This is a genomic window from Mycobacterium sp. (assembly GCF_035570115.1).
Lineage (GTDB): Bacteria > Actinomycetota > Actinomycetes > Mycobacteriales > Mycobacteriaceae > Mycobacterium.
In genome coordinates, this window is sequence record NZ_DATMLH010000337.1 from 11,694 (window position 1) to 35,136 (window position 23,443).

General features: G+C 66.9%; 26 protein-coding genes. 11 read left to right on the forward strand and 15 right to left on the reverse strand.

The genetic code is table 11. The annotated features are described in order from the left end of the window. Positions 1 to 421 precede the first annotated feature (421 nt). From hisI to hisD, 8 genes are read right to left on the reverse strand one after another with little or no spacing between them, the layout of a single operon-like run. On the reverse strand, positions 422 to 772 hold the full coding sequence (gene hisI, locus VNW74_RS31540) for a phosphoribosyl-AMP cyclohydrolase (protein ID WP_325684279.1): 351 nt from the start codon (positions 770 to 772) through the stop codon (positions 422 to 424). After that, complete coding sequence (gene hisF, locus VNW74_RS31545; RefSeq protein ID WP_325684281.1) at positions 769 to 1,566, reverse strand: imidazole glycerol phosphate synthase subunit HisF; 798 nt, start codon at positions 1,564 to 1,566, stop codon at positions 769 to 771. The genes hisI and hisF overlap by 4 nt, the downstream gene beginning before the upstream one ends. Next, complete coding sequence (locus VNW74_RS31550) at positions 1,556 to 2,356, reverse strand: inositol monophosphatase family protein (protein ID WP_325684283.1); 801 nt, start codon at positions 2,354 to 2,356, stop codon at positions 1,556 to 1,558. Before VNW74_RS31550 ends, hisF begins: the two co-directional genes overlap by 11 nt. A 7-nt stretch (positions 2,357 to 2,363) precedes the next feature. Then, a complete protein-coding gene (priA, locus tag VNW74_RS31555; protein ID WP_325684285.1) occupies positions 2,364 to 3,098 on the reverse strand; it encodes a bifunctional 1-(5-phosphoribosyl)-5-((5-phosphoribosylamino)methylideneamino)imidazole-4-carboxamide isomerase/phosphoribosylanthranilate isomerase PriA in 735 nt (244 codons plus the stop codon). 12 nt (positions 3,099 to 3,110) lie between these two features. Next, positions 3,111 to 3,731: an imidazole glycerol phosphate synthase subunit HisH gene (gene hisH, locus VNW74_RS31560; protein ID WP_325684287.1), complete on the reverse strand. Its 621-nt coding sequence runs from the start codon at positions 3,729 to 3,731 to the stop codon at positions 3,111 to 3,113. Further along, entirely contained in the window at positions 3,728 to 4,342 is a 615-nt protein-coding gene (gene hisB / locus VNW74_RS31565) for an imidazoleglycerol-phosphate dehydratase HisB (RefSeq protein WP_325684289.1), read from the reverse strand. Before hisB ends, hisH begins: the two co-directional genes overlap by 4 nt. Next, positions 4,339 to 5,463, reverse strand: a complete 1,125-nt coding sequence (locus tag VNW74_RS31570; RefSeq protein WP_325684291.1) for a histidinol-phosphate transaminase — start codon at positions 5,461 to 5,463, stop codon at positions 4,339 to 4,341. Before VNW74_RS31570 ends, hisB begins: the two co-directional genes overlap by 4 nt. Beyond that, positions 5,460 to 6,788: a histidinol dehydrogenase gene (hisD, locus tag VNW74_RS31575; RefSeq protein WP_325684340.1), complete on the reverse strand. Its 1,329-nt coding sequence runs from the start codon at positions 6,786 to 6,788 to the stop codon at positions 5,460 to 5,462. The genes VNW74_RS31570 and hisD overlap by 4 nt, the downstream gene beginning before the upstream one ends. An 84-nt stretch (positions 6,789 to 6,872) precedes the next feature. Here hisD and VNW74_RS31580 point away from each other — a divergent pair, with 84 nt between their 5' ends. Continuing rightward, entirely contained in the window at positions 6,873 to 7,283 is a 411-nt protein-coding gene (locus VNW74_RS31580; protein WP_325684293.1) for a nitroreductase family deazaflavin-dependent oxidoreductase, read from the forward strand. On the opposite strand, the gene VNW74_RS31585 is transcribed toward VNW74_RS31580, so the two are convergent. Beyond that, a complete protein-coding gene (locus VNW74_RS31585; protein ID WP_325684295.1) occupies positions 7,280 to 8,308 on the reverse strand; it encodes an alcohol dehydrogenase catalytic domain-containing protein in 1,029 nt (342 codons plus the stop codon). The two genes, VNW74_RS31580 and VNW74_RS31585, sit on opposite strands and share 4 nt — an antisense overlap. A 40-nt stretch (positions 8,309 to 8,348) precedes the next feature. Between VNW74_RS31585 and VNW74_RS31590 the strand changes: the two genes are divergently transcribed. Genes VNW74_RS31590 through VNW74_RS31605 form a run of 4 tightly spaced genes read left to right on the forward strand, consistent with a single transcriptional unit; the run spans position 8,349 to position 11,120 of the window. Continuing rightward, a complete protein-coding gene (locus VNW74_RS31590; RefSeq protein ID WP_325684297.1) occupies positions 8,349 to 8,915 on the forward strand; it encodes a TetR/AcrR family transcriptional regulator in 567 nt (188 codons plus the stop codon). A 44-nt stretch (positions 8,916 to 8,959) separates the two neighbouring features. Beyond that, entirely contained in the window at positions 8,960 to 9,268 is a 309-nt protein-coding gene (locus tag VNW74_RS31595) for a hypothetical protein (protein ID WP_325684299.1), read from the forward strand. Between the two features lie 12 nt (positions 9,269 to 9,280). Next, positions 9,281 to 10,351: a hypothetical protein gene (locus VNW74_RS31600; protein ID WP_325684301.1), complete on the forward strand. Its 1,071-nt coding sequence runs from the start codon at positions 9,281 to 9,283 to the stop codon at positions 10,349 to 10,351. Positions 10,352 to 10,376: 25 nt separating this feature from the next. After that, positions 10,377 to 11,120 (forward strand): class I SAM-dependent methyltransferase, encoded by a 744-nt coding sequence (locus VNW74_RS31605; protein WP_325684303.1) that lies wholly within the window; start codon positions 10,377 to 10,379, stop codon positions 11,118 to 11,120. 3 nt (positions 11,121 to 11,123) lie between these two features. Here the strand turns inward: VNW74_RS31605 and nadC are convergent, their stop codons facing one another. From nadC to nadA, 3 genes are read right to left on the reverse strand one after another with little or no spacing between them, the layout of a single operon-like run. Next, the gene (gene nadC, locus VNW74_RS31610) at positions 11,124 to 11,981 is read right to left on the reverse strand and encodes a carboxylating nicotinate-nucleotide diphosphorylase (protein WP_325684305.1); all 858 of its coding nucleotides are present in this window, start codon (positions 11,979 to 11,981) and stop codon (positions 11,124 to 11,126) included. Next, complete coding sequence (locus tag VNW74_RS31615) at positions 11,981 to 13,567, reverse strand: L-aspartate oxidase (RefSeq protein ID WP_325684307.1); 1,587 nt, start codon at positions 13,565 to 13,567, stop codon at positions 11,981 to 11,983. Before VNW74_RS31615 ends, nadC begins: the two co-directional genes overlap by 1 nt. Further along, positions 13,564 to 14,637 (reverse strand): quinolinate synthase NadA, encoded by a 1,074-nt coding sequence (gene nadA, locus VNW74_RS31620; protein ID WP_325684309.1) that lies wholly within the window; start codon positions 14,635 to 14,637, stop codon positions 13,564 to 13,566. The genes VNW74_RS31615 and nadA overlap by 4 nt, the downstream gene beginning before the upstream one ends. 48 nt (positions 14,638 to 14,685) lie before the next feature. Here nadA and VNW74_RS31625 point away from each other — a divergent pair, with 48 nt between their 5' ends. Beyond that, the gene (locus VNW74_RS31625) at positions 14,686 to 15,399 is read left to right on the forward strand and encodes an NUDIX hydrolase (RefSeq protein ID WP_325684310.1); all 714 of its coding nucleotides are present in this window, start codon (positions 14,686 to 14,688) and stop codon (positions 15,397 to 15,399) included. Between the two features lie 740 nt (positions 15,400 to 16,139). Further along, positions 16,140 to 17,477, forward strand: a complete 1,338-nt coding sequence (locus tag VNW74_RS31630; protein ID WP_325684312.1) for a lipase family protein — start codon at positions 16,140 to 16,142, stop codon at positions 17,475 to 17,477. Here the strand turns inward: VNW74_RS31630 and VNW74_RS31635 are convergent. Genes VNW74_RS31635 through bioB form a run of 3 tightly spaced genes read right to left on the reverse strand, consistent with a single transcriptional unit; the run spans position 17,472 to position 19,403 of the window. Then, entirely contained in the window at positions 17,472 to 18,101 is a 630-nt protein-coding gene (locus VNW74_RS31635) for a DUF2567 domain-containing protein (RefSeq protein ID WP_325684314.1), read from the reverse strand. The two genes, VNW74_RS31630 and VNW74_RS31635, sit on opposite strands and share 6 nt — an antisense overlap. Next, positions 18,098 to 18,340, reverse strand: coding sequence for a hypothetical protein (locus tag VNW74_RS31640; protein ID WP_325684342.1), 243 nt, complete (start codon positions 18,338 to 18,340; stop codon positions 18,098 to 18,100). The genes VNW74_RS31635 and VNW74_RS31640 overlap by 4 nt, the downstream gene beginning before the upstream one ends. Before the next feature lie 28 nt (positions 18,341 to 18,368). Further along, on the reverse strand, positions 18,369 to 19,403 hold the full coding sequence (bioB, locus tag VNW74_RS31645; protein WP_325684316.1) for a biotin synthase BioB: 1,035 nt from the start codon (positions 19,401 to 19,403) through the stop codon (positions 18,369 to 18,371). A 200-nt stretch (positions 19,404 to 19,603) separates the two neighbouring features. Here bioB and VNW74_RS31650 point away from each other — a divergent pair, with 200 nt between their 5' ends. The 4 genes from VNW74_RS31650 (at position 19,604) to VNW74_RS31665 (ending at position 23,436) form a co-directional block, all read left to right on the forward strand. After that, positions 19,604 to 19,792 carry a hypothetical protein gene (locus VNW74_RS31650; protein WP_325684318.1) on the forward strand — a complete coding sequence of 63 codons (189 nt, stop codon included), beginning with the start codon at positions 19,604 to 19,606 and terminating at the stop codon, positions 19,790 to 19,792. A 163-nt stretch (positions 19,793 to 19,955) separates the two neighbouring features. Further along, a complete protein-coding gene (locus VNW74_RS31655) occupies positions 19,956 to 21,710 on the forward strand; it encodes a hypothetical protein (protein ID WP_325684344.1) in 1,755 nt (584 codons plus the stop codon). Positions 21,711 to 21,715: 5 nt separating this feature from the next. Continuing rightward, on the forward strand, positions 21,716 to 22,081 hold the full coding sequence (locus VNW74_RS31660) for a hypothetical protein (RefSeq protein WP_325684346.1): 366 nt from the start codon (positions 21,716 to 21,718) through the stop codon (positions 22,079 to 22,081). After that, entirely contained in the window at positions 22,078 to 23,436 is a 1,359-nt protein-coding gene (locus tag VNW74_RS31665) for a hypothetical protein (protein ID WP_325684320.1), read from the forward strand. The genes VNW74_RS31660 and VNW74_RS31665 overlap by 4 nt, the downstream gene beginning before the upstream one ends. Positions 23,437 to 23,443 lie beyond the last annotated feature (7 nt).

Genomic DNA, 23,443 nt, shown 5'->3' on the forward strand with positions numbered 1-23,443 from the left:
GATGGGCCGCCCCATCCTGTGAGCCACCAGATGGAGAATGCAAGGAACGCGGTGGTCGGGACCGCTGCGATACGTAAGAGGCGTGAGTGCGCCGCCGGTGATCGTGCCACTCCGCCCATGGCCCATCTCCGCGTTGTAGTCGCCGGCCCCCACGGTGGCGTATCACGCCACGCTAGCAACTGTGCTGCCGCTTCGCCGTGACATTTGCGCAGATCGTCATATGTTTGCCATCACGTCGAGCAGCAAGCAAAGCGGTCGAGTGCGGCAGCGGTCGTCGGGTCGGACTACCAGGCCGATTGTCCGGACTCAAATATCGGATGCCTCCGCGTCCAGCGGGACGAGAACGTGTCGCTGACGTTGCCGTCAATACTCGGTGCTCGCGCCCCAACCAGTATTTGCGGTCGCATAGCAACCGATCCCGTCAGGCATCGTCGGGGTCCAGCAGCATGTCGGCGTCGAAGCAGCTGTGGTCGCCGGTGTGACAGGCGCCGCCGACCTGGTCTACCACAAGCAGCACCGCGTCGCCGTCACAGTCCAGTCGCACCGAATGCACGTGCTGGGTGTGGCCGGAAGTCGCGCCCTTGACCCACTGTGCGCCGCGGGACCGCGAAAAGTACGTCCCTTCCCGGGTTTCCAGCGTCCGGGCCAGCGCCTCGTCGTCCATCCAGGCGACCATCAAAACGTCGCCGCTGCTGCGCTCCTGGACGACGGCGGTGAACAGTCCGTCGTCGTTGCGCTTGAGGCGCGTGGCGATGGCGGGGTCGAGCGTCATCGCACGGTGATCCCTTCCGCGGCCATGGCCGCCTTCACCTGTCCGATCGTCAACTGCCGGAAATGAAAGACGCTGGCGGCCAACACCGCGTCAGCACCCGCGGCGACGGCCGGGGCGAAATGCTCGGCCGCGCCCGCGCCTCCGCTGGCGATCACCGGCACCGTCACCGCTGCCCGAACCGCCCGCAGCATCGCCAAGTCGAAGCCGGCCTGAGTGCCGTCGGCATCCATCGAATTGAGCAGGATCTCCCCCACGCCGAGTTCGGCACCGCGGGCCGCCCATTCGACAGCGTCGATGCCGGTACCGCGCCGCCCGCCGTGAGTGGTGACCTCCCACCCCGATGATGTGGGGGCCGAGCCAGCAGGCACGGTGCGCGCGTCGACCGACAACACGATGCACTGGGAGCCGAACTGGTTAGCCATTTCGGCCAGCAGCTCCGGCCGTGCGATGGCGGCGGTGTTGATCGATACCTTGTCCGCTCCCGCACGCAGCAACACGTCGACGTCCGCGACCGTACGCACCCCGCCGCCCACGGTGAGCGGGATGAACACCTGCTCGGCGGTGCGACGCACCACCTCAAGCATGGTGGCTCGTCCCGACGACGACGCGGTCACGTCGAGAAAGGTCAGCTCGTCGGCGCCCTCGGCGTCGTAGGCCGCGGCGAGTTCCACGGGATCGCCTGCGTCGCGCAGGTTCTCGAAGTTGACGCCTTTGACCACCCGACCGTCGTCGACATCCAGACAGGGAATCACCCGCACCGCCAGGCTGCTGCCGCAATAGGCTTCAGTACTCATCCGGTCGTCCTACCTCGTGCAGAATCTCGAGTATCTGAGCGTGCACACCGGGGGCGGCGGCCAACGCGGACCGTGAGTCGGGGGTCCACTCGTCGCCGGCCAGGCTCGTGACGACGCCACCGGCGGCCCGGACCAGCGCCACACCCGCCGCGTGATCCCACACGTGGTGACCGAAACTGATGGCACCGCCGAGAATCCCGTCGGCAACATAAGCGAGGTCGATGCCGGTCGCACCATGCATCCGTAGCCGTGAGGACACCCGGCTGAGCTCTTCGAGCACCGCCAGCCGGTAGCGCCCGGGAAATCGGCCACGCGAGTCGGCATTGAAAGTTCCGATACCGATGACCGAATCCGAGAGCTCGACCTTGGCCAACGGCGCTTGCGGGACACCGTTTTTCATCAGCGGACCGCCCGAGACCGCGACGTAACGCTCGCCGGTGAACGGTAGCCACGTCAGGCCGGCCACCGGATCTCCGTCGTGCAGCAGACCCAGCAGAATCGCAGCCATCGGCGAGCCTGCGGCGTAGTTGAAGGTCCCGTCGATCGGGTCCAGAATCCACACCCACGGCGAGTCGATTTCGGCGCCGCCGAACTCCTCGCCGTGCACTTCGATGCCGGTGGTCTTCACCAGCGCGTCGACGACCTGGCGCTCGATTTCCAGATCAACGTTGGTGGCGAAATCGTCGCCGCGCTTGCTGACCGCCGATTCCGCGCCGTGACCGGCGATGAACGGCTCCGCTGCGGCGTCCAGGATCACCGACGCCTCGGTCACCAGCGCGTCGAGATCCATTGCGGTCCTACCCCGCCACCGCTGCCAGCGCCTGCGGCAGGGTAAACCGTCCGGCGTAGAGCGCCTTGCCTACAATCGCGCCCTCGACCCCGCTACCGGTCAGCGTGGCGATAGCGCGCAAATCGTCGAGGCTGGACACACCGCCGGAGGCGATCACCGGAGCGTCGGTGCGCCCGGCGACCGCGCCAAGCAGATCGAGATTGGGCCCGGTCAATGTGCCGTCCTTGGTGACATCGGTCACGACGAACCGCGAACACCCTTCGCTGTCAAGGCGTTCCAGCACTTCCCACAGGTCCCCGCCGTCGGTCTCCCAGCCGCGGCCGCGCAACCGATGATCGCCGTCGATGATTTGCACGTCCAGCCCGACAGCGACCTTGTGGCCGTGCTCGGCGATCACCTGAGCACACCACCGTGGATTCTCCAACGCCGCGGTCCCGAGGTTGACCCGAGAGCATCCGGTCGCCAGTGCGGCGGTCAACGACTCGTCGTCGCGGATACCACCGGAAAGTTCGACCCGTACGTCGAGCTTGCCCACCACCTCGGCCAGCAGTTCGCGATTGGAGCCGCGGCCGAACGCCGCGTCCAGATCGACCAGATGAACCCACTCTGCGCCATCGCGCTGCCAGCCCAGCGCGGCGTCCAATGCAGAGCCGTACTCGGTTTCGCTGCCGGCCCGGCCCTGCACCAAGCGCACGGCCCTACCCTCGACCACGTCGACGGCGGGCAACAAAATCAACGGCACGGCTTAACCCCTCTATAACCCTTCGACCCAATTGCTCAACACTGCCGCCCCCGCGTCCCCGCTCTTCTCCGGATGGAATTGGGTGGCGGCCAACGGTCCATCCTCGACGGCGGCCAGGAACGGCACCCCATGGGTGGCCCACGTCAGTAGCGCCTCGGATCGGCCTTCCCACTGCTGGGCAGCATAGGAGTGCACGAAGTAGAACCGGGCGTCGGCGTCAAGGCCTTTGAACAGCGCGGTGCCCGGCGCACCCGCCACCACGTTCCAACCCATGTGCGGGATCACCGGCGCGTCCAATCGAGTCACGGTGCCCGGCCACTGTCCGCAGCCGCTGCTCTCCACGCCGAACTCGACACCACGGGCGAACAAGATCTGCATGCCGACACACACGCCCAGCACCGGTCGCTGGTCGGCAACTCGATCGGCGATGACCCGCTCGCCGCCGATCCCCCGCAGCCCGGTCATACATGCTTCGAAAGCGCCGACGCCCGGCACCACAAGCCCGTCGGCGATCGCGGCGGCTTCCAGGTCGGCCGTCACGTCCACCGAGGCGCCCACGCGCTGCAGCGCGCGCTGCGCCGAGCGCAGATTGCCGGAGCCATAGTCCAAAACCACAACGGATTTGGCTTTCACAGGGTCCCTTTGGTGGACGGCACGCCCGATACTCGCGAATCCAGCTCAACAGCCTGGCGCAGTGCGCGGGCGACGGCCTTGTACTCGGCTTCGGTGATGTGGTGCGGGTCGCGACCGTACAGGACGCGGACGTGCAGCGCGATGCGCGCATTGTTCGCCAACGTTTCGAACACGTGCCGGTTGACGACGGTGTGATACGGCACGGCGTTACCGGCAATAGTGAAGTGCTGCAGATGATCCGGCTCGCCGGTGTGCACACAGTAGGGTCGACCGGACACGTCGACGATGGCGTGCGCCAAGGCCTCATCCATCGGGATGTAGGCGTCGCCGAACCGGCGGATGCCCTTCTTGTCCCCAAGCGCCTGGCCGAGAGCCTGACCGAGCACAATCGCGGTGTCCTCGATGGTGTGATGCGCCTCGATCTCCACATCGCCCTTGGCACGCACGGTCAGATCGAAACTGGCGTGGCTGCCTAGCGCGGTCAGCATGTGGTCGTAGAACGGGATTCCGGTGTCGACATGGACCTTCCCGGTCCCGTCCAAGTCGAGTTCGACCACGATGTCGCATTCTTTGGTGGTGCGTTCCACGCGGGCGTGGCGCTGCAGGCTCATGACGCTCCTAGGGGCTGGGCCAATTCGGTGGCGGCAATCTGGGCGCTCGTCTGCAGGAAGACGTCATTCTCTTCGGCCAGTCCGGTGGTGACGCGCAAATACCCGGCAATACCGACGTCGCGTATCAGCACACCGGTATCGAGATAGCGTTGCCAGGCCGTCGGTGCGTCGGCGAACTGTCCGAACAGCACAAAGTTGGCGTCGCTGGGAACGACCCGAAATCCCATGCCGCTCAATGCTGCGCTCACCCGCTCGCGTTCGGCGATCAGGGTCGCGACGCTGCCCAGGGTGTCATCGGCGTGCCGCAGCGCTGCCCGGGCGGCGGCCTGCGTAACCGAAGACAGGTGGTATGGCAACCGAACCAACAGCATTGCGTCGATCACGGCGGGGGTGGCGATCAGGTAGCCCAACCGGCCACCGGCGAAGGCGAACGCCTTGCTCATGGTGCGGGTGACGACGAGCTTGGTCGGATACTCAGCGACCAGTGCCGCCGCACTCGGCTGCGAGGAGAACTCGCCGTAGGCTTCGTCCACGATCAGGATCCCCGGCGTCACATCCAGTAGTTGCCGCAGATCGTGCAGCGAAATGCTCTGCCCCGAAGGGTTATTGGGGCTGGCGACGAACACCACATCGGGCCGACGTTCTGTGATCGCCGCGACGGCGACGTCGACGTCGAGACTGAAGTCCGCGGCGCGCACCGTCTCGATCCATTCGGTACGGGTGCCGTCGGAGATGATCGGGTGCATCGAATAGGACGGAACGAACCCGATCGCAGTTCGACCCGGTCCGCCGAAGGCCTGCAGCAGCTGCTGCAGAATTTCATTGGAACCATTTGCAGCCCAGAGGTTTTCCGCTTCAACGTGCACGCCTGTCTGCAGGCTGAGGTAAGCAGCCAAGTCACGGCGCAGGGCCACCGCGTCGCGATCGGGGTAGCGGTGCAGATCACCGGCCACATCGCGCACGGATGCGACGACGTCGTCGACGAGTGCCTTGGTGGGCGGGTGCGGATTCTCGTTGGTGTTGAGCCGCACCGGAACCGCCAGCTGCGGTGCGCCGTAGGGAGATTTGCCGCGCAAGTCTTCGCGCAGCGGCAGCTCGTCGAGCGCCGGGTGTCTGCTCATCGCTCGAACCTCCGCCGTACCGCCTCGCCGTGCGCGGGCAGGTCCTCGGCCTTGGCCAACGTCACCACATGCCCCGAAACGTCTTTCAGGGCCGCCTCGGTGTAATCGACCACATGTATACCGCGCAGAAAGGTCTGTACCGACAGGCCGCTGGAATGCCGGGCACTGCCCGCCGTGGGCAGCACGTGGTTGGAGCCGGCGCAGTAGTCGCCGAGGCTGACCGGCGAATACGCGCCGACGAAGATGGCACCGGCCGAATGAATCTGCGCGGCAACCTGATTCGCGTCGACGGTCTGGATCTCCAGATGCTCAGCGGCGTAGGCGTTGACGGTGCGGATTGCAGCGTCGATGTCGTCGACCAAGATGATCGCCGACTGGCGCCCGGCGAGTGCGGTTGTCACCCGCCGGCGGTGCACGGTGGTCTCCAGCTGAGCGGCCAGCTCTTTGTCGGTGGCATCGGCGAGGTCGGCGCTCGGTGTCACCAAGACGCTGGCGGCCATTTCGTCGTGTTCGGCCTGGCTGATCAAATCGGCGGCGACATGCGCCGGGTCGGCGGTGTGATCGGCCAGGATCGCGATCTCGGTCGGGCCCGCTTCGGCGTCAATCCCGACCCGCGAGCGGCAAAGCCGTTTGGCGGCAGTGACGTAGATGTTGCCGGGCCCGGTGATCATGTCGACCGGTGCGAGCTCGGCGCCGTCGGTGTCGACGCCGCCGTAGGCCAGCAGCGCCACCGCCTGCGCGCCGCCGACCGCCCACACCTCGTCGACACCGAGCATGCGGGCGGCGGCCAGGATCGTCGGGTGCGGCAGACCCTGAAACCGGCCCTGGGATTGCGCCTGCGGCGGGCTGACCACGACCAGCGAGCCGACACCGGCGGCCTGCGCCGGCACCACGTTCATCACCACGCTGGACGGGTACACGGCGTTGCCGCCGGGCACGTACAGCCCGACCCGCTCGACGGGAACCCACCGCTCGGTGACGGTGGCGCCTGGGCCCAGGGTCGTCGTGGAGTCGGCGCGGCGCTGATCGGCATGCACGGCACGGGTGCGCTCGATCGCGACTTCCAGTGCGATCCGGACATCGGAATCCAGGCCGGCCAGCGCGGCATCCAACTCGGCGGCGGGCACCCGGACGGTCGACGGCCTCACGTGATCAAACGACTCGCCGAACTCCAGCGCGGCCTCCGCGCCCCGCTCAGCGACCGCCTCGACGATCGGACGCACCGACGGCAGCGCAGCATCTACATCCACTCCGCCGCGGGGCAACGCCGCCCGTAGCCGGGCAGTCGAGAGCTCCTCGCCCCGCAGGTCGATGCGCGCCATCACGTTCACATGGACCATTGTCCCAGAACAGAGCAACTGCATATCGGGCCGGTACGCTGACCCCAAACCACGAAAAACGGAGCCGCCATGTCCCGAAAGGACCATCCCAACAACGCCCCGGGCGTCCCGATGCTCTTCCCGGTCTGGTTCGAGAAGTGGCAAACCAAGTACTTCAACCCGGCGGTCAAGCCGATCGCGCGCTATCTTCCGACGTTCTCGGTGATCAAGCACCGTGGCCGCACGTCCGGCAAGGAGTACCAAACCATCGTAACCGCCTACCGCAAAGGCAACGTGGTGGCGATCGGGCTGGCCCACGGCAAAACGGATTGGGTCAAAAACGTGCTGGCTGCCGGTGAGGCCGACCTGCACTTCATCCGCAAGGACATCCACATCACCAACCCGCGGGTCCTGCCCGCTGGCAGCGACGGCAAGGGGCTGCCCTTCTTGGCGCGCCAGCAGATCGGACGGGTCGCGGTCTTCGTCGGCGATATCGCCTAGAGACGGCTAAAAACCGTCTTGGCGGCCATCGTCGGCCACACCGATGGCGCGTCGTCCCATGCCACGACGCGGTCGACGACCGGCAACAGATCGCAGCCGCCGGCCAGCACCTCCAAGACTTCCGGGATCACGGCACGCGCGCTGACCCGCCCGGTGATGAACCGCACACCGCGCGTGTACATCGGCAGCAACGGCATTTCCACGCCTGCCTGGTAGTAGATCCCGGTGTCGGTGCACACGCCGTCCGGCCAGGTCGCCCGCAGCGTTGCGGCCAGCAGTGCTGGATCAGCGGATGTGTGCACGGTGACCGGATAGGGATCCCACGATTTGTCCGGCTTGGCCAGGTCGTGCGCGGCGGCGCCGACTTTCTCCGCCGCGGCGAGGCGGTCCGGATGGGTGTCGACGTAGTCGACGTGATAGCCGAGGGCAGCGGCGAGCGCGGTCGCATACAGTCCGATCGACTGCCGACCGACGACCAGTACGCGACGATCGGCCGCGTCGAGGGCCGCCAGTTCCGCCCGGAACGGGCCCACTGCGCGCCAGCCGTCGGGAATGTTGTCCGAGAGTGACGCGACGGCGATCGGATCGACGTTCGCCGGAACGGGGATCAGCATCGCGTCGGCGTAGGGCACGAGCACCAGATCGGACATGAATCCGCCGCCGTCCAGGCCGGCAAGCGGGCCCAGCCCGTACATCGCCATCAACGGCACCGAGCCGCAGGAACCCGTCACACCCCGGCGGCACTCGCGGCAGTCGCCGCAGCTGATCTGGAAGGGCACCACCACCCGGTCGCCCACCTGCACACCCGACACGCCGTCACCGACCGCGACGACCTCGGCCAACCCCTCGTGTCCGACCGCATAGCCGGGCGGCAGCGGTGCCGCTCCCCGTGCGACCGCGACGTCGAGGTCGCAGCAGGCCACCAGCACCGGCCTGACCAGCGCCTGTCCGGGCGCCGTGATCGTCGGGTCGGGAGCCTCGTGCCAGGCGTATTTGCCGGCTTCTTCGAACGTCAGCTGCCTCATTTCAGCATTCTTGAGCGATCACTCAAGTATTGTCAATAGGGTGCCGAGACCTGACCGCAGCCGGACCGCGTTGATCGACACCGCGGCCACGCTGTTTCGCCGCCAGGGCTACGCCGCGACCGGGCTCAACCAGATCCTCGACGAAGCGGGCGTCAAACCCGGTTCGCTGTATCACCACTTTCCGGACGGCAAGCAGCAGCTGGCCGCGGCCGTCGTCGACGGCAGCGGCGCGGCCATCGAGCGACTGTTGCGCAGATTCCTGGCCAGTGGCCTGCCGGTGGCCGACATCGTCGATCGCTGGGTTGACTTGCTGACCGAAGGGCTGACCGCCGACCGGCGCGACGGCTGCCCGATCGAGCCGATCGCCACCGAATCGGTCAACGCCAGTCCACCGGTGCGCGAGGCGTCGGCCCGTGCCTTTGCCGGCTGGTGCATGGCGATCGAAGAGCGACTGATCGCCGAAGGCTGGCCGACGTCCGAAGCGGAAAGCGTTGCCGTTGCGGTCATCTCATTGATCGAGGGAGCACTGATTTTGTCCCGCATAGCGGGAAATGCACGCGCGCTTGTCGCCGCCAAACCGGCAGCACGCCGCCTGCTTGGCCGCTAGATCGCCGCCGCCGGCGCGCCTATGCTGGACAGTTGGGGCACGGCATGACTCGGGATGAACTGTTCGCCTCGATCGTGGCGGCAGGCCCCGATCGCGATGACCTCGTGTACCTCGAGCGCTGCGGCGATGCGTATCACTGGCGGCTGCTGACGGGTGCCGAAATCCCCTCTCCGGCCACCGCCCCCGACGTGTGGATGTCGTTTACGGCCAGTTGGCCCATCGACGAACCGGCGCGACTGCGCGCGTTCTTCGACGATCTGCTCGCCGAACTCGAGTCGATGGCCGACACCGCGGACCGGTGCCGGTGGCCGATCGACGAGCCCTGGCCGCAGCAGCACGCGCACCATCACTGAGGGGCTGGATCCATGGTCGAGTATCGGATCACCGCCGAGGAGCGCACCCGGTTCAAGCGCTGCCGGCGTCAGTGGGATTTCGCCTCACCGCATCGCCGCAACCTGCAACCGACCGACTTCGTCGAGCCGGCCCTGCCCGCCGCGCTCAAGGATGCGCTGGCCCTGTACTACTACCCCGGCACCTGGGACTGGCAACACGAGGTGACGCAGCCGCTGGTGCACAAGGCCCTCGAACGGTCGTTGGACGATCTCGACGCGACCGACGTGCTCGACAGGGCGGCAGCCCTGCTGGACTGTTATGACGCCTGGGCGAATGTTGTCGACGACTTCGCACCGGTCAAGATCAACCTCGATGTCGACGCGCTGGTCCCGGATCCCGATGACCCGGAGCGCGGATTGATGGTGCACGACGGAACGCCGGTGATCTACCCGTGCCGAATCGATTTGGTGGCCGTGGATGCCGCCGATGAGTACTGGGTGGTCTGCCATCGAATCGTCGACGAATGGCAGGACGTCGACGCGCTGGTCCGCGACGAGCAGGCGGTGGCGTCGTGTTGGGCGTTCGAGCACGACTACATCGGCGTGCAGATCGCCGGAACCATCCACAACGAGGTGCGCGTCGCTGGCCCGATCAAGTTCCCGCCGGCCGGGTCCGCGCTGAAGCGGCTGCCGAAACCGGTGGCCCAACACGAGCCCAGCGGCGGTGGTCGATCGCTCCCACAGCACCAACGGGTGTCGGTGCAGGCATCACGGCCCGCTGCAACCGACCGCGCCGAGCAGCGCACCGCCGGTCTGCTGCGTCGTACTCGCATCCGTCGGAGCCGCCACGAGATCACCTCGGTGGGGCCCGCGATCGCTGCGGAGGCGGTCGATATGACCGGTTGGCCAACTATTTACCCGACGTTCGCGGCGCATTGTCGTGACTGCGAATTCCGCGCGCCGTGTTCGGCGATCACCGAGGGAACCGACGCAGAACCATTGCTGCAGGCTGACTTTCAGCGACCGCCCGACAAACCACATAAGCCCAGGTTGGGTCAGTCGACGTGGGGCTTCGGCCGGGGAGCCGCGCCGCCACGGTGGTGAGACCCCGGCACTAGGCTGTGTCCTCATGGTTACCGATTACAACCAGAATCGGATCGCAGAGCAGTATCGGGAAGCCAAGGCTCAGTCCTGGCGTCAGCACGCCGAAACTCATTCTTTCATGAGGCTCATCGGCGATGTCGAGGGAAAAAGGGTGCTCGACGTCGCCTGTGGTGAGGGCCATTTCACGCGACTGTTGCGCAACGCCGGTGCCGCCGACGTGGTCGGGATCGATATTTCCGAGCGGATGATCGAGTTGGCCCGTGGGCAGGAAGCGCGTCAGCCGCTAGGTGTCGAATACCGCGTCGAAGATGCCCGGGCCGTGGCCGCGCACGCGGATTTCGACCTGGTGGTCGGAGCGTGGCTGCTGGTGTACGCACAAACCCGGGCCGAACTCGCGCAGATGTGCAGCGGGCTGGCGAGCCGGCTCAGGTCGGGCGGTCGCCTTGTCACCGTGGTCAACAACCCCGCCGTCTACACGTTCGACCCACTGCCCGACTACCGCAAGTATGGCTTCGAGTTGTTGCTCGCCGATCGGCCCGTCGAAGGTGCACCGACCAAAACTATTCTGCTGCTAAAGGATTCCACGCTGGAGATCGAGAACTACTACATGCCGATCGCGGCCTACGAGTCCGCCCTCACCCAGGCGGGCTTCCGGGACGTTGCCGTGCACAAGCCCGAAGTGTCATCCGTCCCGGACGGCGATCCCGACTTTTGGAACGATTTCCTGAACTATCCGAGTTTCGTTCTGCTGGACGGCGTCAAGGCCTGACGGTCAGATGTCTAGACCGATATCGAGCACCTGCACCGAGTGGGTGAGCGCGCCGACAGCCAGGTAATCCACGCCCGTGCCGGCGTAATCCGCGGCGGTGGCCAGCGAAAGCCCGCCGGACGACTCCAGTTTGGTTGCCGGCGCGCGGGCATCGCGGCGTTGCACCGCGATCTGGGTCTGCCAGACCGGAAAGTTGTCGAGCAGCACCAACTCGGCTCCCTCGTTCAATACCTCGTCGAGCTGCTCGAGCGAGTCGACTTCGACCTCGCACGGCAAATCGGGCGCGGCCGCCCGTACTGCGCGTAGCGCCGCGACGACCGATCCCGCCGCCGCGACGTGGTTGTCTTTGATCAGCGCGGCATCGCCCAAGCCGAGCCGGTGGTTGACTCCGCCGCCGACGCGGACCGCGTACTTCTGCAGCGCGCGCAGGCCCGGCAGCGTCTTACGGGTGTCGCGGATCTTCGCCTTGGTGCCGTGCACGGCGTCGACCCAGGCGGCCGTTGCGGTGGCAATCCCGGACAGGTGGCAGACCAGGTTCAGCAGGGTCCGCTCGGCGGTCAACAGACCGAGCATCTGGGCCTCCACCGTCAACGCCGGCGCACCCGGCTGCAGCCGCGCACCGTCCTCGACACGGTCGAGGACCCGGTAGCCACCGGCGCCGAGCACCTCGTCGAGAACCAGCAGTGCGACGTCCAGACCGGCGATTACACCGGGCTCACGGGTGATCAGCGACGCGCTGGTGATGGCGCCGTCGGGCACCGTCGCCGACGTCGTGACGTCCGGCCCGTAGCGCAGGTCCTCGTCGAGCGCGCGGCTGATCGTGGCGCGAGCTTCGGCGAGCTCGCACTGCGAGAGGTTCATCAGCACACCGCCGCCAGCGCGTCGGCCTGCGCGCTGTCGTCATCGGCCAGCCGAATAACGATGCTTCGCGCTTCGGCGAGTGGGGCGTCAGGGTATTCGGCGCGGTGGTGACAGCCCCGACTCTCGTCGCGAGCCAGCGCGGCGACCGCGACGGCGCGGGCGGTCACCGTCAACGCCGCGTCTTCGAGATCGACATGAGTGAACATGGCCCGGACCGGCGCCGCCGACAACGTGCCGGTCAGCCGGCGCAGACCATCGGCGTCGCGAACCACCGACGCATCGCGGCTCATCGCGCGCTGCAGGTCAGCGCGGGCCAGCGTGGCGCGGCCGGTCGGCTCCGGCACGCTCGCGCGTGGGCGGCCGACCAGCGCCGCATGTTCCGCCGCGGCCCGTCCCGCCCGGCCCCCGACGACCAGCCCCTCCAGCAGGCTGTTGGAGGCCAGCCGGTTGGCGCCGTGCATGCCGGTTCGAGCGACCTCGCCCGCGGCGAATAGGCCGGGCAGCTCGGTTTGTCCATGCACATCGGTGACCACGCCGCCGCAGCTGTAGTGCGCACCGGGAACGACCGGGATGGGCTGGCGGACCGGGTCGACGCCGACTTTGCGGCACGCGGCGGTGACGGTCGGGAAACGGTTCTCGAAATCCACGATGCTGCGGGCGTCGAGGTAAACGCACGGGTCTCCGGTTGCGCGCAGCCGGGCATCGACGGCGGCCGCCACCACGTCGCGTGGCGCCAGGTCGCCCATCGGATGCACGCCTGCGGTGACCGAATCGCCTTGGCTGTCAACCAGAATCGCGCCTTCACCGCGGATTGCTTCGGTGACCAGCGGCCGCCGGCCGCCGCGGTGGCCGTTAAACAGCATGGTGGGGTGAAACTGGATGAACTCGACGTCGCTCACCGCGACACCGGCCCATAGCGCCAACGCGATCCCGTCACCTGTCGAGCCGTCGGGATTAGTGGTCGCGCCGTAGAGGTGTCCCAGCCCGCCGGTGGCCAAGATCACCGACGCCGTGTGCACGATGCCGACGCCATCCGGATTGGCCACCAGCACCCCGGTGACGGCATCCGTGCCAGCGCCCGCATCGTGCAACAGGCGCAGGGCGACGTGGTTGGTGCGGATGTCCAGCGCGGCCGCCGCATCGTCGAGCGCGCGCTGGACCTCGGCGCCGGTGGCATCGCCGCCGGCGTGCACGATGCGCCGCCGTGAATGCCCGCCTTCGCGACTCAGCGCCCATCCGCCAGCCGCCGCCTCGTCGAATCGTGCTCCCGCACCGACCAATTCGGTCACCGCCTGGTAACCGTCGGCGACTATCGACGTCACGGCGTCCGCATCGCAAAGGCCGGCACCGGCGGCAAGGGTGTCGGCCACGTGTGCGTCGACGGAGTCGTCGGTATCCGGCAGCACCACCGCGATGCCGCCCTGGGCATAGTGCGTGGCCGTCACGCCCGACCTCCGGCCCGCCTTGCTGAGCACGACAACCCGGCGCCCGGCACGATGAGCAGCCAACGCGGCGGCCAGGCCGCCGACCCCGGTGCCGATGACGACGACGTCGGCCCGCTGCTCCCAGGCCGGCCGAATCCTCATTCGCCGCCGCCGGGTTGGCCGATCTCGATCATCCGCTGAACGCTTTGCCGCGCCAGGCGGGCGATCCGGGCATCGACGTCGACTTCGTCGGCGCCCTCGATCAGGCAGCGCAACAACGCCGCCGGCGTGATCATCTTCATGTACTTGCACGACGCGCGATCGTTGACCGCGCGGAAGTCGACGCCGGGTGCGGCATTGCGCAACTGATACAACATCCCGACCTCGGTGGCGACCAGCACCTGACGGGCGTGGGTGGCCCGCGCGGCGTCGAGCATGCCGCCCGTCGACAAGATCTTCACCCGGTCCTGCGGGAAGGCGCCCTCGCCGGCGAGGTAGAGCGCCGACGTCGCACAGCCACACTCGGGGTGGACGAACAACTCGGCGTCCGGGTGCGTGCGGGCCTGAGCGGTGAGCTCGTCGCCGTTGATCCCGGCGTGCACATGGCACTCGCCGGCCCACACGTGCAGGTTCTCTCGCCCCGTCTCCCGGCGCACATGCGCCCCGAGGAACTGGTCGGGGCAGAACAGCACCTCACGGTCCGCGTCGATGGAGGCGACCACGTCGACGGCGTTCGACGACGTGCAGCAGATGTCGGTGAGCGCCTTGACCGCCGCGGTGGTGTTCACGTACGAGACGACGACGGCGCCCGGGTGTTCGTCCTTCCATGCCTGCAGATCCTCGGCGGTGATCGAGTCGGCTAGCGAGCAGCCCGCCCGCTGGTCGGGGATCAGCACGGTCTTTTCCGGGCTGAGGATTTTCGCGGTCTCCGCCATGAAGTGCACGCCGCAGAACACGATGGTTTCCTCGGGCGTCTCGGCGGCAATACGCGACAGCGCCAACGAGTCACCGACGTGATCGGCGATGTCCTGGATGGCGGGCAGCTGGTAGTTATGCGCCAGAATCGTCGCGTTGCGCAACTCGGCCAGCCGCCGGATCTCGGCCGCCCATCGTTCGTCCCCGTCGACGCCGGCGTAACCGGTGGGAGAACTGGTGATTGCCGCGGCCAGTCCATTTCCCAGGTCTTTTGCCAGCTCAGATGCCACCGGATCTGAGTGATTCAGGACCGTCATGGCCGTTCCTTTCGCACCCGACCCGGTTTTCGACTTATAATCGAAAACATGGCCCATGGTAGCACTGCCCACGAAGTGCTCGCCGTCGTATTCCAGGTTCGCGGTCTCGGACCCGGGCCTAAGGCCCAAAAGCCGCAGCTCAGCGTCCTGCTGTGGCAGCGCGCCCGCGACCCGCAGCGAGGCGCGTGGTCGTTGCCGGGCGGACGGCTGCGCCACGATGAGGACATGACGACGTCGGTGCGACGTCAACTGGCCGAGAAGGTCGACCTGCGGGAGGTTGCTCATCTGGAGCAGCTCGCGGTGTTCTCCGATCCCGAGCGGGTGCCCGGCACCCGCACGATCGCGTCGACATTTCTGGGTTTGGTGCCCTCCCCCGCCACCCCGGAATTGCCGCCCGACACCTGCTGGCACCCGGTCACCGCACTGCCGACGATGGCGTTTGACCACGGCCCGATGATCGCCCACGCCCGCACCCGGCTGGCCGCCAAGATGTCCTACACGAACATCGGATTCGCTTTGGCTCCAACCGAATTCGCGCTGTCAACGCTTCGTGACATTTACGGTGCCGCGCTGGATTACCAGGTCGATACGACGAACCTGCAGCGTGTGCTGGCCCGTCGCGGCGTCATTACCGCGACCGGCACCGTCGCGCAATCCGGGCGCAGCGGGGGCCGCCCTGCGGCGCTGTACCGGTTCACCGATTCACAGCTGCGGGTCACCGACGAGTTCGCCGCCCTACGACCTCCCGGCGGGCCGAGCTAGCCACACCACGTTCCCGACGCGGAATTCGCTGCACCGCAACATGAACGGCTGACATACGCCGACCCCCTGCCTGCCTGGGGCGTCACGCATACCCATGGCTAGGTCGGCGGACCGTCAGTTTCGGATGCTGGACTGTTGCAGGGTCGCTTCCGTGCGAAGGCGGATCGGCAGCTCTCGGCAATCCCAGTCGCCCCGCATGATCCATTCGCAGACTAGGCGTGCATCCGCCAAGTCGGTGATCGGTCCGAGCCATCGCGCGGGCGCGGTGGGGGCGCGTTCGATCGAGCAGAGTTGCAGCAAAAGCATCGCGCCTTCGTGGGGCGGCCGAGTCGCGCAGGCTAATGGTCCAAGTAAGCATTCCGTCATGACCAACATGCCATGCGGGCAGCGGCGGACCACGTTTCGAAGCATCTGCAGAAGTTGGGGTGCCACGTCGGCCCCGCAGGCCGTGCAGATGGCGAGGGTGAACGGCTGCCTGGTAGGGCATCGCGCCGATGTCATTTGTGCCACTTGCGATATCGACGCATGGCGCGCTGTCCGTCCGGGTGTCGTCGCGGCCGACGATTCGGCATGGTCCCCCGTGTTGAAAATGGTTCTCATTAAGACGCCTCGACACTACCGCGCACGGTGCACATTGTCGAAAATGAATCTCATTACCACTTGCTGTCGACGGAGACTGTGCGTCGGCTTCCCGGCGGGCCGACTGGATTCTTAATGCCCTCTTAAGCAACAATGCCCGGATGGACACTGGCAGCCTCGCGACCACAACCGGCGCGGAATGGATCGGTCGCGCACCACACGAGGAATTGCGGCCCAAGGCCCGCCCGCTGCTGCCGTCGAACGACCCGTTCTACCAGCCGCCACCCGGTTACCAGCACGCCGTGCCCGGCACCGTGCTGCGTTCGCGCGACGTCGAACTGGCATTTCTGGGTCTGATACCGCAGCGGGCCATGGCCACCCAGCTGCTGTACCGGACGACGGACATGAACGGCAAACCGGACGCGACGGTGACCACGGTGATCGTCCCCGCGGACGTCGCTCCCGAACAGCCCTGCCCGCTGTTGTCGTATCAGTGCGCCATCGACGCCGTGACCTCGCGCTGTTTTCCGTCCTATGCGCTGCGGCGACGGGCCGTGGCGGTGGGCGCGCTGGCGCAGCTGGAGCTGCTGTTGATCACGGCCGCACTCGCCGAAGGCTGGGCGGTCTCCATACCCGACCACGAAGGCCGCGACGGAATGTGGGGCGCGCCCTACGAACCCGGGTACTGCATTCTCGACGGAATCCGGGCTGCGCTGGGCGCCGAGCACCTCGGGCTGTCCCCGTCGGCCCGGGTCGGACTGTGGGGATACTCCGGCGGCGGACTGGCAACCGCCTGGGCGGCTGAACTGTGCGCCGACTACGCACCTGAACTCGACATCGTCGGCGCCGTGCTCGGATCGCCCGTCGGCGACCTCGGTCACACGTTCCGTCGGCTCAACGGCACCTTCCTGGCTGGTTTGCCCGCGATGGTGATCGCGGCGCTGGTCCACATCTACCCCGACCTGGACCGGGTCATCCAGGAGCACGCCACCGACGAAGGGCGCGCCCTGCTGCAGCGGTTGGAGCGGATGACCACGGTGGGCGCGGTGATGCGGATGGCGAAGAAGGACGTCGGCGTCTACCTCGACCGGCCCCTCGAAGAAATCCTCACGATGCCAGAGGTTCAGCACGTCTTCGACAGCATCAAGCTGGGCGCAGCCGTGCCGACACCGCCGGTATTGATCCTGCAGGCCGTGCACGACTACCTGATCGACGTCGAGGACATCGACGAATTGGCCGAGACCTACTCGGCCGGCGGCGCCGACGTCACCTACCACCGCGATGCGTTCAACGAACACCTGCTGCTGCATCCGCTCTCCGCGCCAATGACCCTGCGCTGGCTGCAGGACCGGTTTGCCGGCCGACCGCTGACCGATCATCTGGTCCGCACGAAATGGCCGACGATGTTCAACCCGGCGACCTACGTCGGCCTGGCGCGACTAGCCGCAATCGCGGCCAAGGTGATCACCGGGAAGGCGGTCCACCGCCGCCCGCTATGACGGCGCGGACCGCGCTCTGCCAGTCTGCGGATACACCGTGTCGACGACCGGATACCCGCCCAGATCATCGCGTGCCGTCGCCGCGGCCGGTACCGCGTAAACCAGCGCGGCGGTAGCCGCCGGTAGCAACAGCGTGCAGGCGATCTGCAGCCCAGAAGCGCCGAAGAACACCGGCGGCGCCTCGGTGAAGTAATACAGCGGATGGTCATGGCTCACCGGCACCGCGGCGAAATTCACTGCGCCGTAGCGCAAGTGCGCCAGCAGCACGCCCACGCCGACCGCGGCCACGGCCGCGATCACCACACCCGAGCACAGCCCGGCGAGCATCCCGGGCCCGCGATGCGGCCGCCACTGCCATGCCGATACAGCTGCCACGGCGGCAACGACGTTCAGCAGTCCGAGCATCAGGAACGCTGCGACGAAGAAATGATCGGACTCGTTACCCAGGTAGTCGTGCAGCCGCTCACCGCTATGGGTCAACGCCACCACACCGTGGAGTGCCGGCGCGAGCCACGCCCAGAGGCCGCCGACGAGCACACCCGCGGGCAGCAATCCCGCCGCAACCGTGATGGCCGCCCGCCGTCGCGAGGCGCGCGGCGCGCTGACCGTCTGCACGTCCGTCATCGGTGCGCCTCCAGGTCGGCTGAATCCACCAGCCCGTGCCGCGAACACTTCGACCACCAGCCGTCGGGCCGGACCTGCACCACCATCCGGCGGCCGCATTGGGCGCAGAACCGGGGCGGCTCCAGACCGAGCCGCGCCGCGGTCGGCACCGCGCTCTCGGCCGGGTCGTCGCGGCACACAGCGCCCGTGTACACGTTGTAAACGCCCGCGCCAACCGGCGCCGGCAGATCTCGGACCATCACTCCCACTTCTACAGGCGAGCCCGTTTCACAGGCTTGCGTTGAGCGCCTTGATCGGCATCTGCAGATCGTCGAGCAGTGCGAGATCGGCCTCAGCAGGGCGGCCCAGTGTGGTCAGGTAATTGCCGACGATTATGGCGTTGATCCCGCCCAGAATGCCTTGTTTGGCGCCCAGGTCGCCAAGGGTGATCTCGCGACCGCCGGCGAAGCGCAGCATGGTGCGCGGCAAGGCCAACCGGAATGCGGCCACCGCCTTGAGCGCTTCGCCAGCCGGCAGCACCTCCAGGTCGCCGAACGGCGTGCCGGGACGCGGGTTGAGGAAGTTCAGGGGCACCTCGTCGGGGTCCAGCTCGGCCAGGTTGGCGGCGAACTCGGCGCGCTGCTCCACCGTCTCGCCCATGCCGAGAATGCCGCCGCAACACACCTCCATGCCTGCCTCGCGCACCATCGACAGCGTCTGCCAGCGCTCTTCCCAGGTGTGGGTCGTCACGACATTGGTAAAGAACGAGCGGGCGGTCTCCAGGTTGTGGTTGTAGCGATGCACCCCCATCGCCGCCAGCCGGTCCACCTGCTCGGCGGTCAGCATCCCCAGCGAGCAGGCGATCTGGATGTCGACGGCATCGCGGATTGCCTCGATGCCCGCGGCCACCTGGGCCAGCAACCGCTCGTCGGGTCCGCGCACCGCCGCGACGATGCAGAACTCCGTGGCACCGGTCTTCGCGGTCTGCTTCGCCGCCTCCACCAGGCTGGGAATGTCGAGCCAGGCGCTGCGCACCGGCGAGGCGAAGAGCCCCGACTGCGAGCAGAAATGACAATCCTCCGGGCAGCCACCGGTTTTCAGGCTGATAATGCCTTCGACCTCGACCTCGGGTCCACACCAGCCCATTCGCACCTCATGGGCCAGGGCCAAGAGTTCCTCGAGTCGGTCGTCGGGCAGTTGCAGCACCCGCAGCACCTGCTGCTGGCTCAGTCCTTCACCGCGCTCGAGCACCTGCCGACGGGCCACGGTCAGGATGTCGGTGTTGTCGCTGCCGGGAGTTGGCCGAGTCGCCGCCTGAGTCACCAGCTACTCCTTATATCTGTTGAACCACGTCCACGTCGTGTGCGAGCACGCGGGACGGCAGCGCCCCCGGCTCATCACGGCCTGCGTTGAACGGTGCCCACGCTAGGCTAGCGGTGTGCACCTGCACAAACGTGATGTGGTTGCATCGGCCGCCGCGGGTACCCGGATGGGTACAGGTAGAGCCCCCGAAATGAACGCAAGTGACTGATCAGCACGTCGAGTACCTGGGCCATCATTGGATCCTGCTGGCCGGGCCGGCGTTCTTGCCCGCGGTGATCGTCGTCGGGGTTGTGTTGTATATCGCGATCCGGGACCGTCGCCGCACTGCCGACGATGACCAGACGGCCGCCGAAGACAACCGAGGCCACCCGAAATCGCCCGAAGTTTAGACGGACGGCGGGGCGGCAACCTACCGTGAAGTAAGTTAGCGCCCGGCCCTGCCGGGCGGCCACAGCGCGGTGGGGAGGCTTCACGTTGGAACTGACCGTTCTTGCAGATCCGCCCGCACGCGGTGCCGGCCTCAACCAGGTGATCGGCTTGTCGATTGCCGCGATGGTGATCAGCGTGGTCATGCTGTGGGTCGGCTACGCCCATCGCACCCGCCGGATCACCTGGCTGGACCGTCTTGCCGAGTACATGGCCGGAAAGTTCGACCGTCCTTCGTGGGTCGCCCTGCCGGTTTTGGTGTTCACCACGTCGATCATCTGCGCACTGTTCGGCTTCATCTGGGACGTCAGCTGGCACATCGGTAACGGCCGCGATCCGGGCCCGTTGGCCAACCCCGCGCACTACTTCATCGTGATCGGCCTGTTCGGCATCTTCGTCGCGGGCATGTTGGCGGTCACGCTGCCGCACGACAAGCCGGGGTCGTCCGCGGTGCGCATCACCCGCAACTGGTATGCACCTGTCGGCGGGTTGCTGATGGCCGGCTGCGGGCTGTACGCATTGATCGGCTTTCCGCTCGACGACATCTGGCACCGCATCTTCGGTCAAGATGTCACGCTCTGGGGCCCAACGCATTTGATGATGATCGGTGGGGCTGGATTTTCTCTGTTCGCGGTGCTGATGCTGGAATACGAAGGCGAGCGATCGCTGTCTGACGCGGCCGAAGGATCTGACGGCTGGTTCATCCGATTCCTGCGCTACCTGTCTTGCGGCGGCGTGTTGATCGGGATGTCGGTATACCAGATCGAGTTCGACTTCGGCGTCCCGCAGTTCCGGCTGGTCTTCCAGCCCATGCTGATCGCCGTGGCGGCGACAATCGGTACCGTCATCGCCCGCATGACGATGGGGCGGGGCGCGGCGATCCTGGCGGCCCTGTTCGCGGCGGCGCTACGCGGCGCGGTTGCGTTGACGGTCGGACCGATCCTAGGCGCGGCGATCAACTGGTTTCCGCTGTATCTCGGTCCGGCATTAGTGGTCGAGCTACTGGCCTTCACTCCGTTGTTCCGGCGGCCGATGCTGTTCGGTGCCGCCGCGGGTTTGGGTGTGGGCACCGTCGGGCTGTGGCTCGAGTCGCTATGGATTGGCGCGATGTACCACTACCCCTGGCCGGTCAGTATGTGGGGCGAGGCGCTGACGATGGCGGTGCCAGTGGCCGTGCTGGCCGGGCTCTGCGCGGCGATGCTCGGCATGGTGCTGACAGCACAACCCTTGCCGGGCAAGGCAATTGGTATCACAATCGTGACCGCGACCGTGCTGGCGACCGGTTGCGCAGTGGCCAACGGTTTGCATATTCGAGTGCCTACGCAGGACACCGCTACGATCAAGCTGACCGATCTTCCGAGCCCACCCGGGCAACGAATGGTTTCGGCCGACGTACGAATCAGTCCGTCCAATCTGGTGAGCCGCCACCCGGATTGGGTGACGATTCTGTCTTGGCAGGGCCGAATGCAAAACGATCGGGGCCTGGTCATCGACTGGCTCACGCCGCTTGATCCCGGACACTACGTGTCCAACCGGCCCCTGCCGGTGTGGGGCTCATGGAAGACGTTGCTGCGCGTGCAAGACGGCAGGACCATGACCGCGGTTCCGATTTGGGCGCCGGCCGACGACGCGATTCCCGCACCGGAGATTCCGGCCCTGGCATCCAGCACGCGGCCGTTCGTGCTGGAGGTCAGCATCCTTCAGCGCGAACGCGACCCCAACGTCCCGACGTGGTTGTTCACCGCCGGCGGCATCGTGGTGCTGATCCTCACGCTGATGGTGATTGCGGCCCTCAGTTGGGGCGCGGGCCGCATCAACGCCGCCGACAGCTCACCCAAGCAACCACTCCAGGAGAACCGCGCCCCGCCGCGAGCGGCGTGATGAGGATGGTCAAAGGCCTGGTCGCCACTGTCGGTGCGGCGGTGCTGGTATGCGGGCTTGTCGCCTGCGGTGGTCCACCGAAAGCCACCCAAGCCTCGGGCGAGGGACTGGTCGTCGACATCACCATCGCCAAGGGCCAAGTCACGCCGAGCAATGCCACGCTGCAAGCCAAGGTTTCCCAACCGATCACGTTGCGTGTCACCAGTGATGCCGTCGATGAGCTCCATGTGCATTCAGTGCCCGATCACAAGTTCCAGGTCGCGGCCGCAGCCAACCAGACGTTTCAATTCAGCGTCGATATCCCGGGCAATGTCGACGTCGAGCTCCACCACTTGGACCGCACGATCGCCACGATCCAAGTGCGTCCGTGACCGACGCGGTGGTCCTGGCGCATGGTCTCGGCGGATCCAGCGATCTCCCAGTCCCCTACGCCTATTCGGTGATCGGGGCGGCGTGGGCGTTGACGTTTACCTTCGCCCTGGTCGCGTTCGCGTGGCGACGGCCACGCTTCGATCCGCTCAAGCCGGGCCACCCGTTGCCAGCGGCGCTGACCGCGCTGGTGGATTCGCCGGTCACCCGCGGGTTCGCGGCCGCCGGCGCGTTGGCGTTCACGGTGTGGGTGGTGTTGGCCGGGCTGTGCGGACCGCAAACGCAGGCGAACGCCCTCCTTGGTGTGTTCTATGTGCTGCTGTGGGTCGGGCTGGTGGCCGCCTCGCTGCTTTTCGGACCGGTGTGGCGAGTGATCTCGCCGGTGCGCACGGTATATCTGCTGCTGCAGCGCGTCACACCGGGACGCCTGGCCCGGCCGCGCCTGTCCTGCCCCGAAACGTGGGGGTATCGCCCAGCGGCGTTGGGCCTCTTCGCCTTTGTGTGGATGGAGTTGGCCAGCCCGAACCCGGCCTCGCTGCCTTGCGTCAAATGCTGGCTGTTGATCTATGCCATGGTGCTGTTGGGCGGGGCTTGGCTGTGCGGGCAACGCTGGTTCGCCCGGGTCGACCCGTTCGGGGTTTACAGCATGGCGGTTTCGCGGCTGTCGCCGTTTCGACGCGACCCGGAAACCGGGAGGATCGCGATCGGCAACCCGTTCGATCATCTGGTGTCGTTGCCGATTCGGCCGGGTGTGGTCGCGATTTTGGCGGTGCTGCTTGGCTCGACCGCGTTCGACAGCTTCTCGTCGTCGGCGACGTGGCGCAACTTCGCCGACCGGCTCGCGAAAGGCATTGGCGATGTGCCGGTGACGGTGGCGTTGTCGGCGCTGCGGACCGTGGGGCTGGTCATCTTCATTTCGGTTGTGGCGCTGACTTTTTCATTGGCCGCCCGGGCCACCGGGGGGATCGACCGCGAGCAGCGTCGCGCATTACCGGGCCACATGGCGCACTCGCTGATCCCCATCGTGGTGGGCTATATCTTCGCTCACTACCTGTCCTATCTGGTGGAGCGCGGTCAACGGGCCGTGTTCGCCCTCGCCGATCCGTTCGGCCGGGGATGGAACCCGCTCGGGCTGGCGCACCTGCACGCCGCTTACGTGCTGTCCCTGCACCCGACCGTGCTGGCGGTGATCAAGGTGTCATGCGTGGTTACCGGACACATCGTGGCGGTGATTGCGGCCCATGACAAAGCGCTGCATCTGCTGCCGGCCGGCCATCAGCTCACCGGCCAGCTCACCATGATGCTGGTGATGGTCGGCTATACCTTTACCGGCTTGTACTTGCTATTCAGCGCGTAGCACCGAG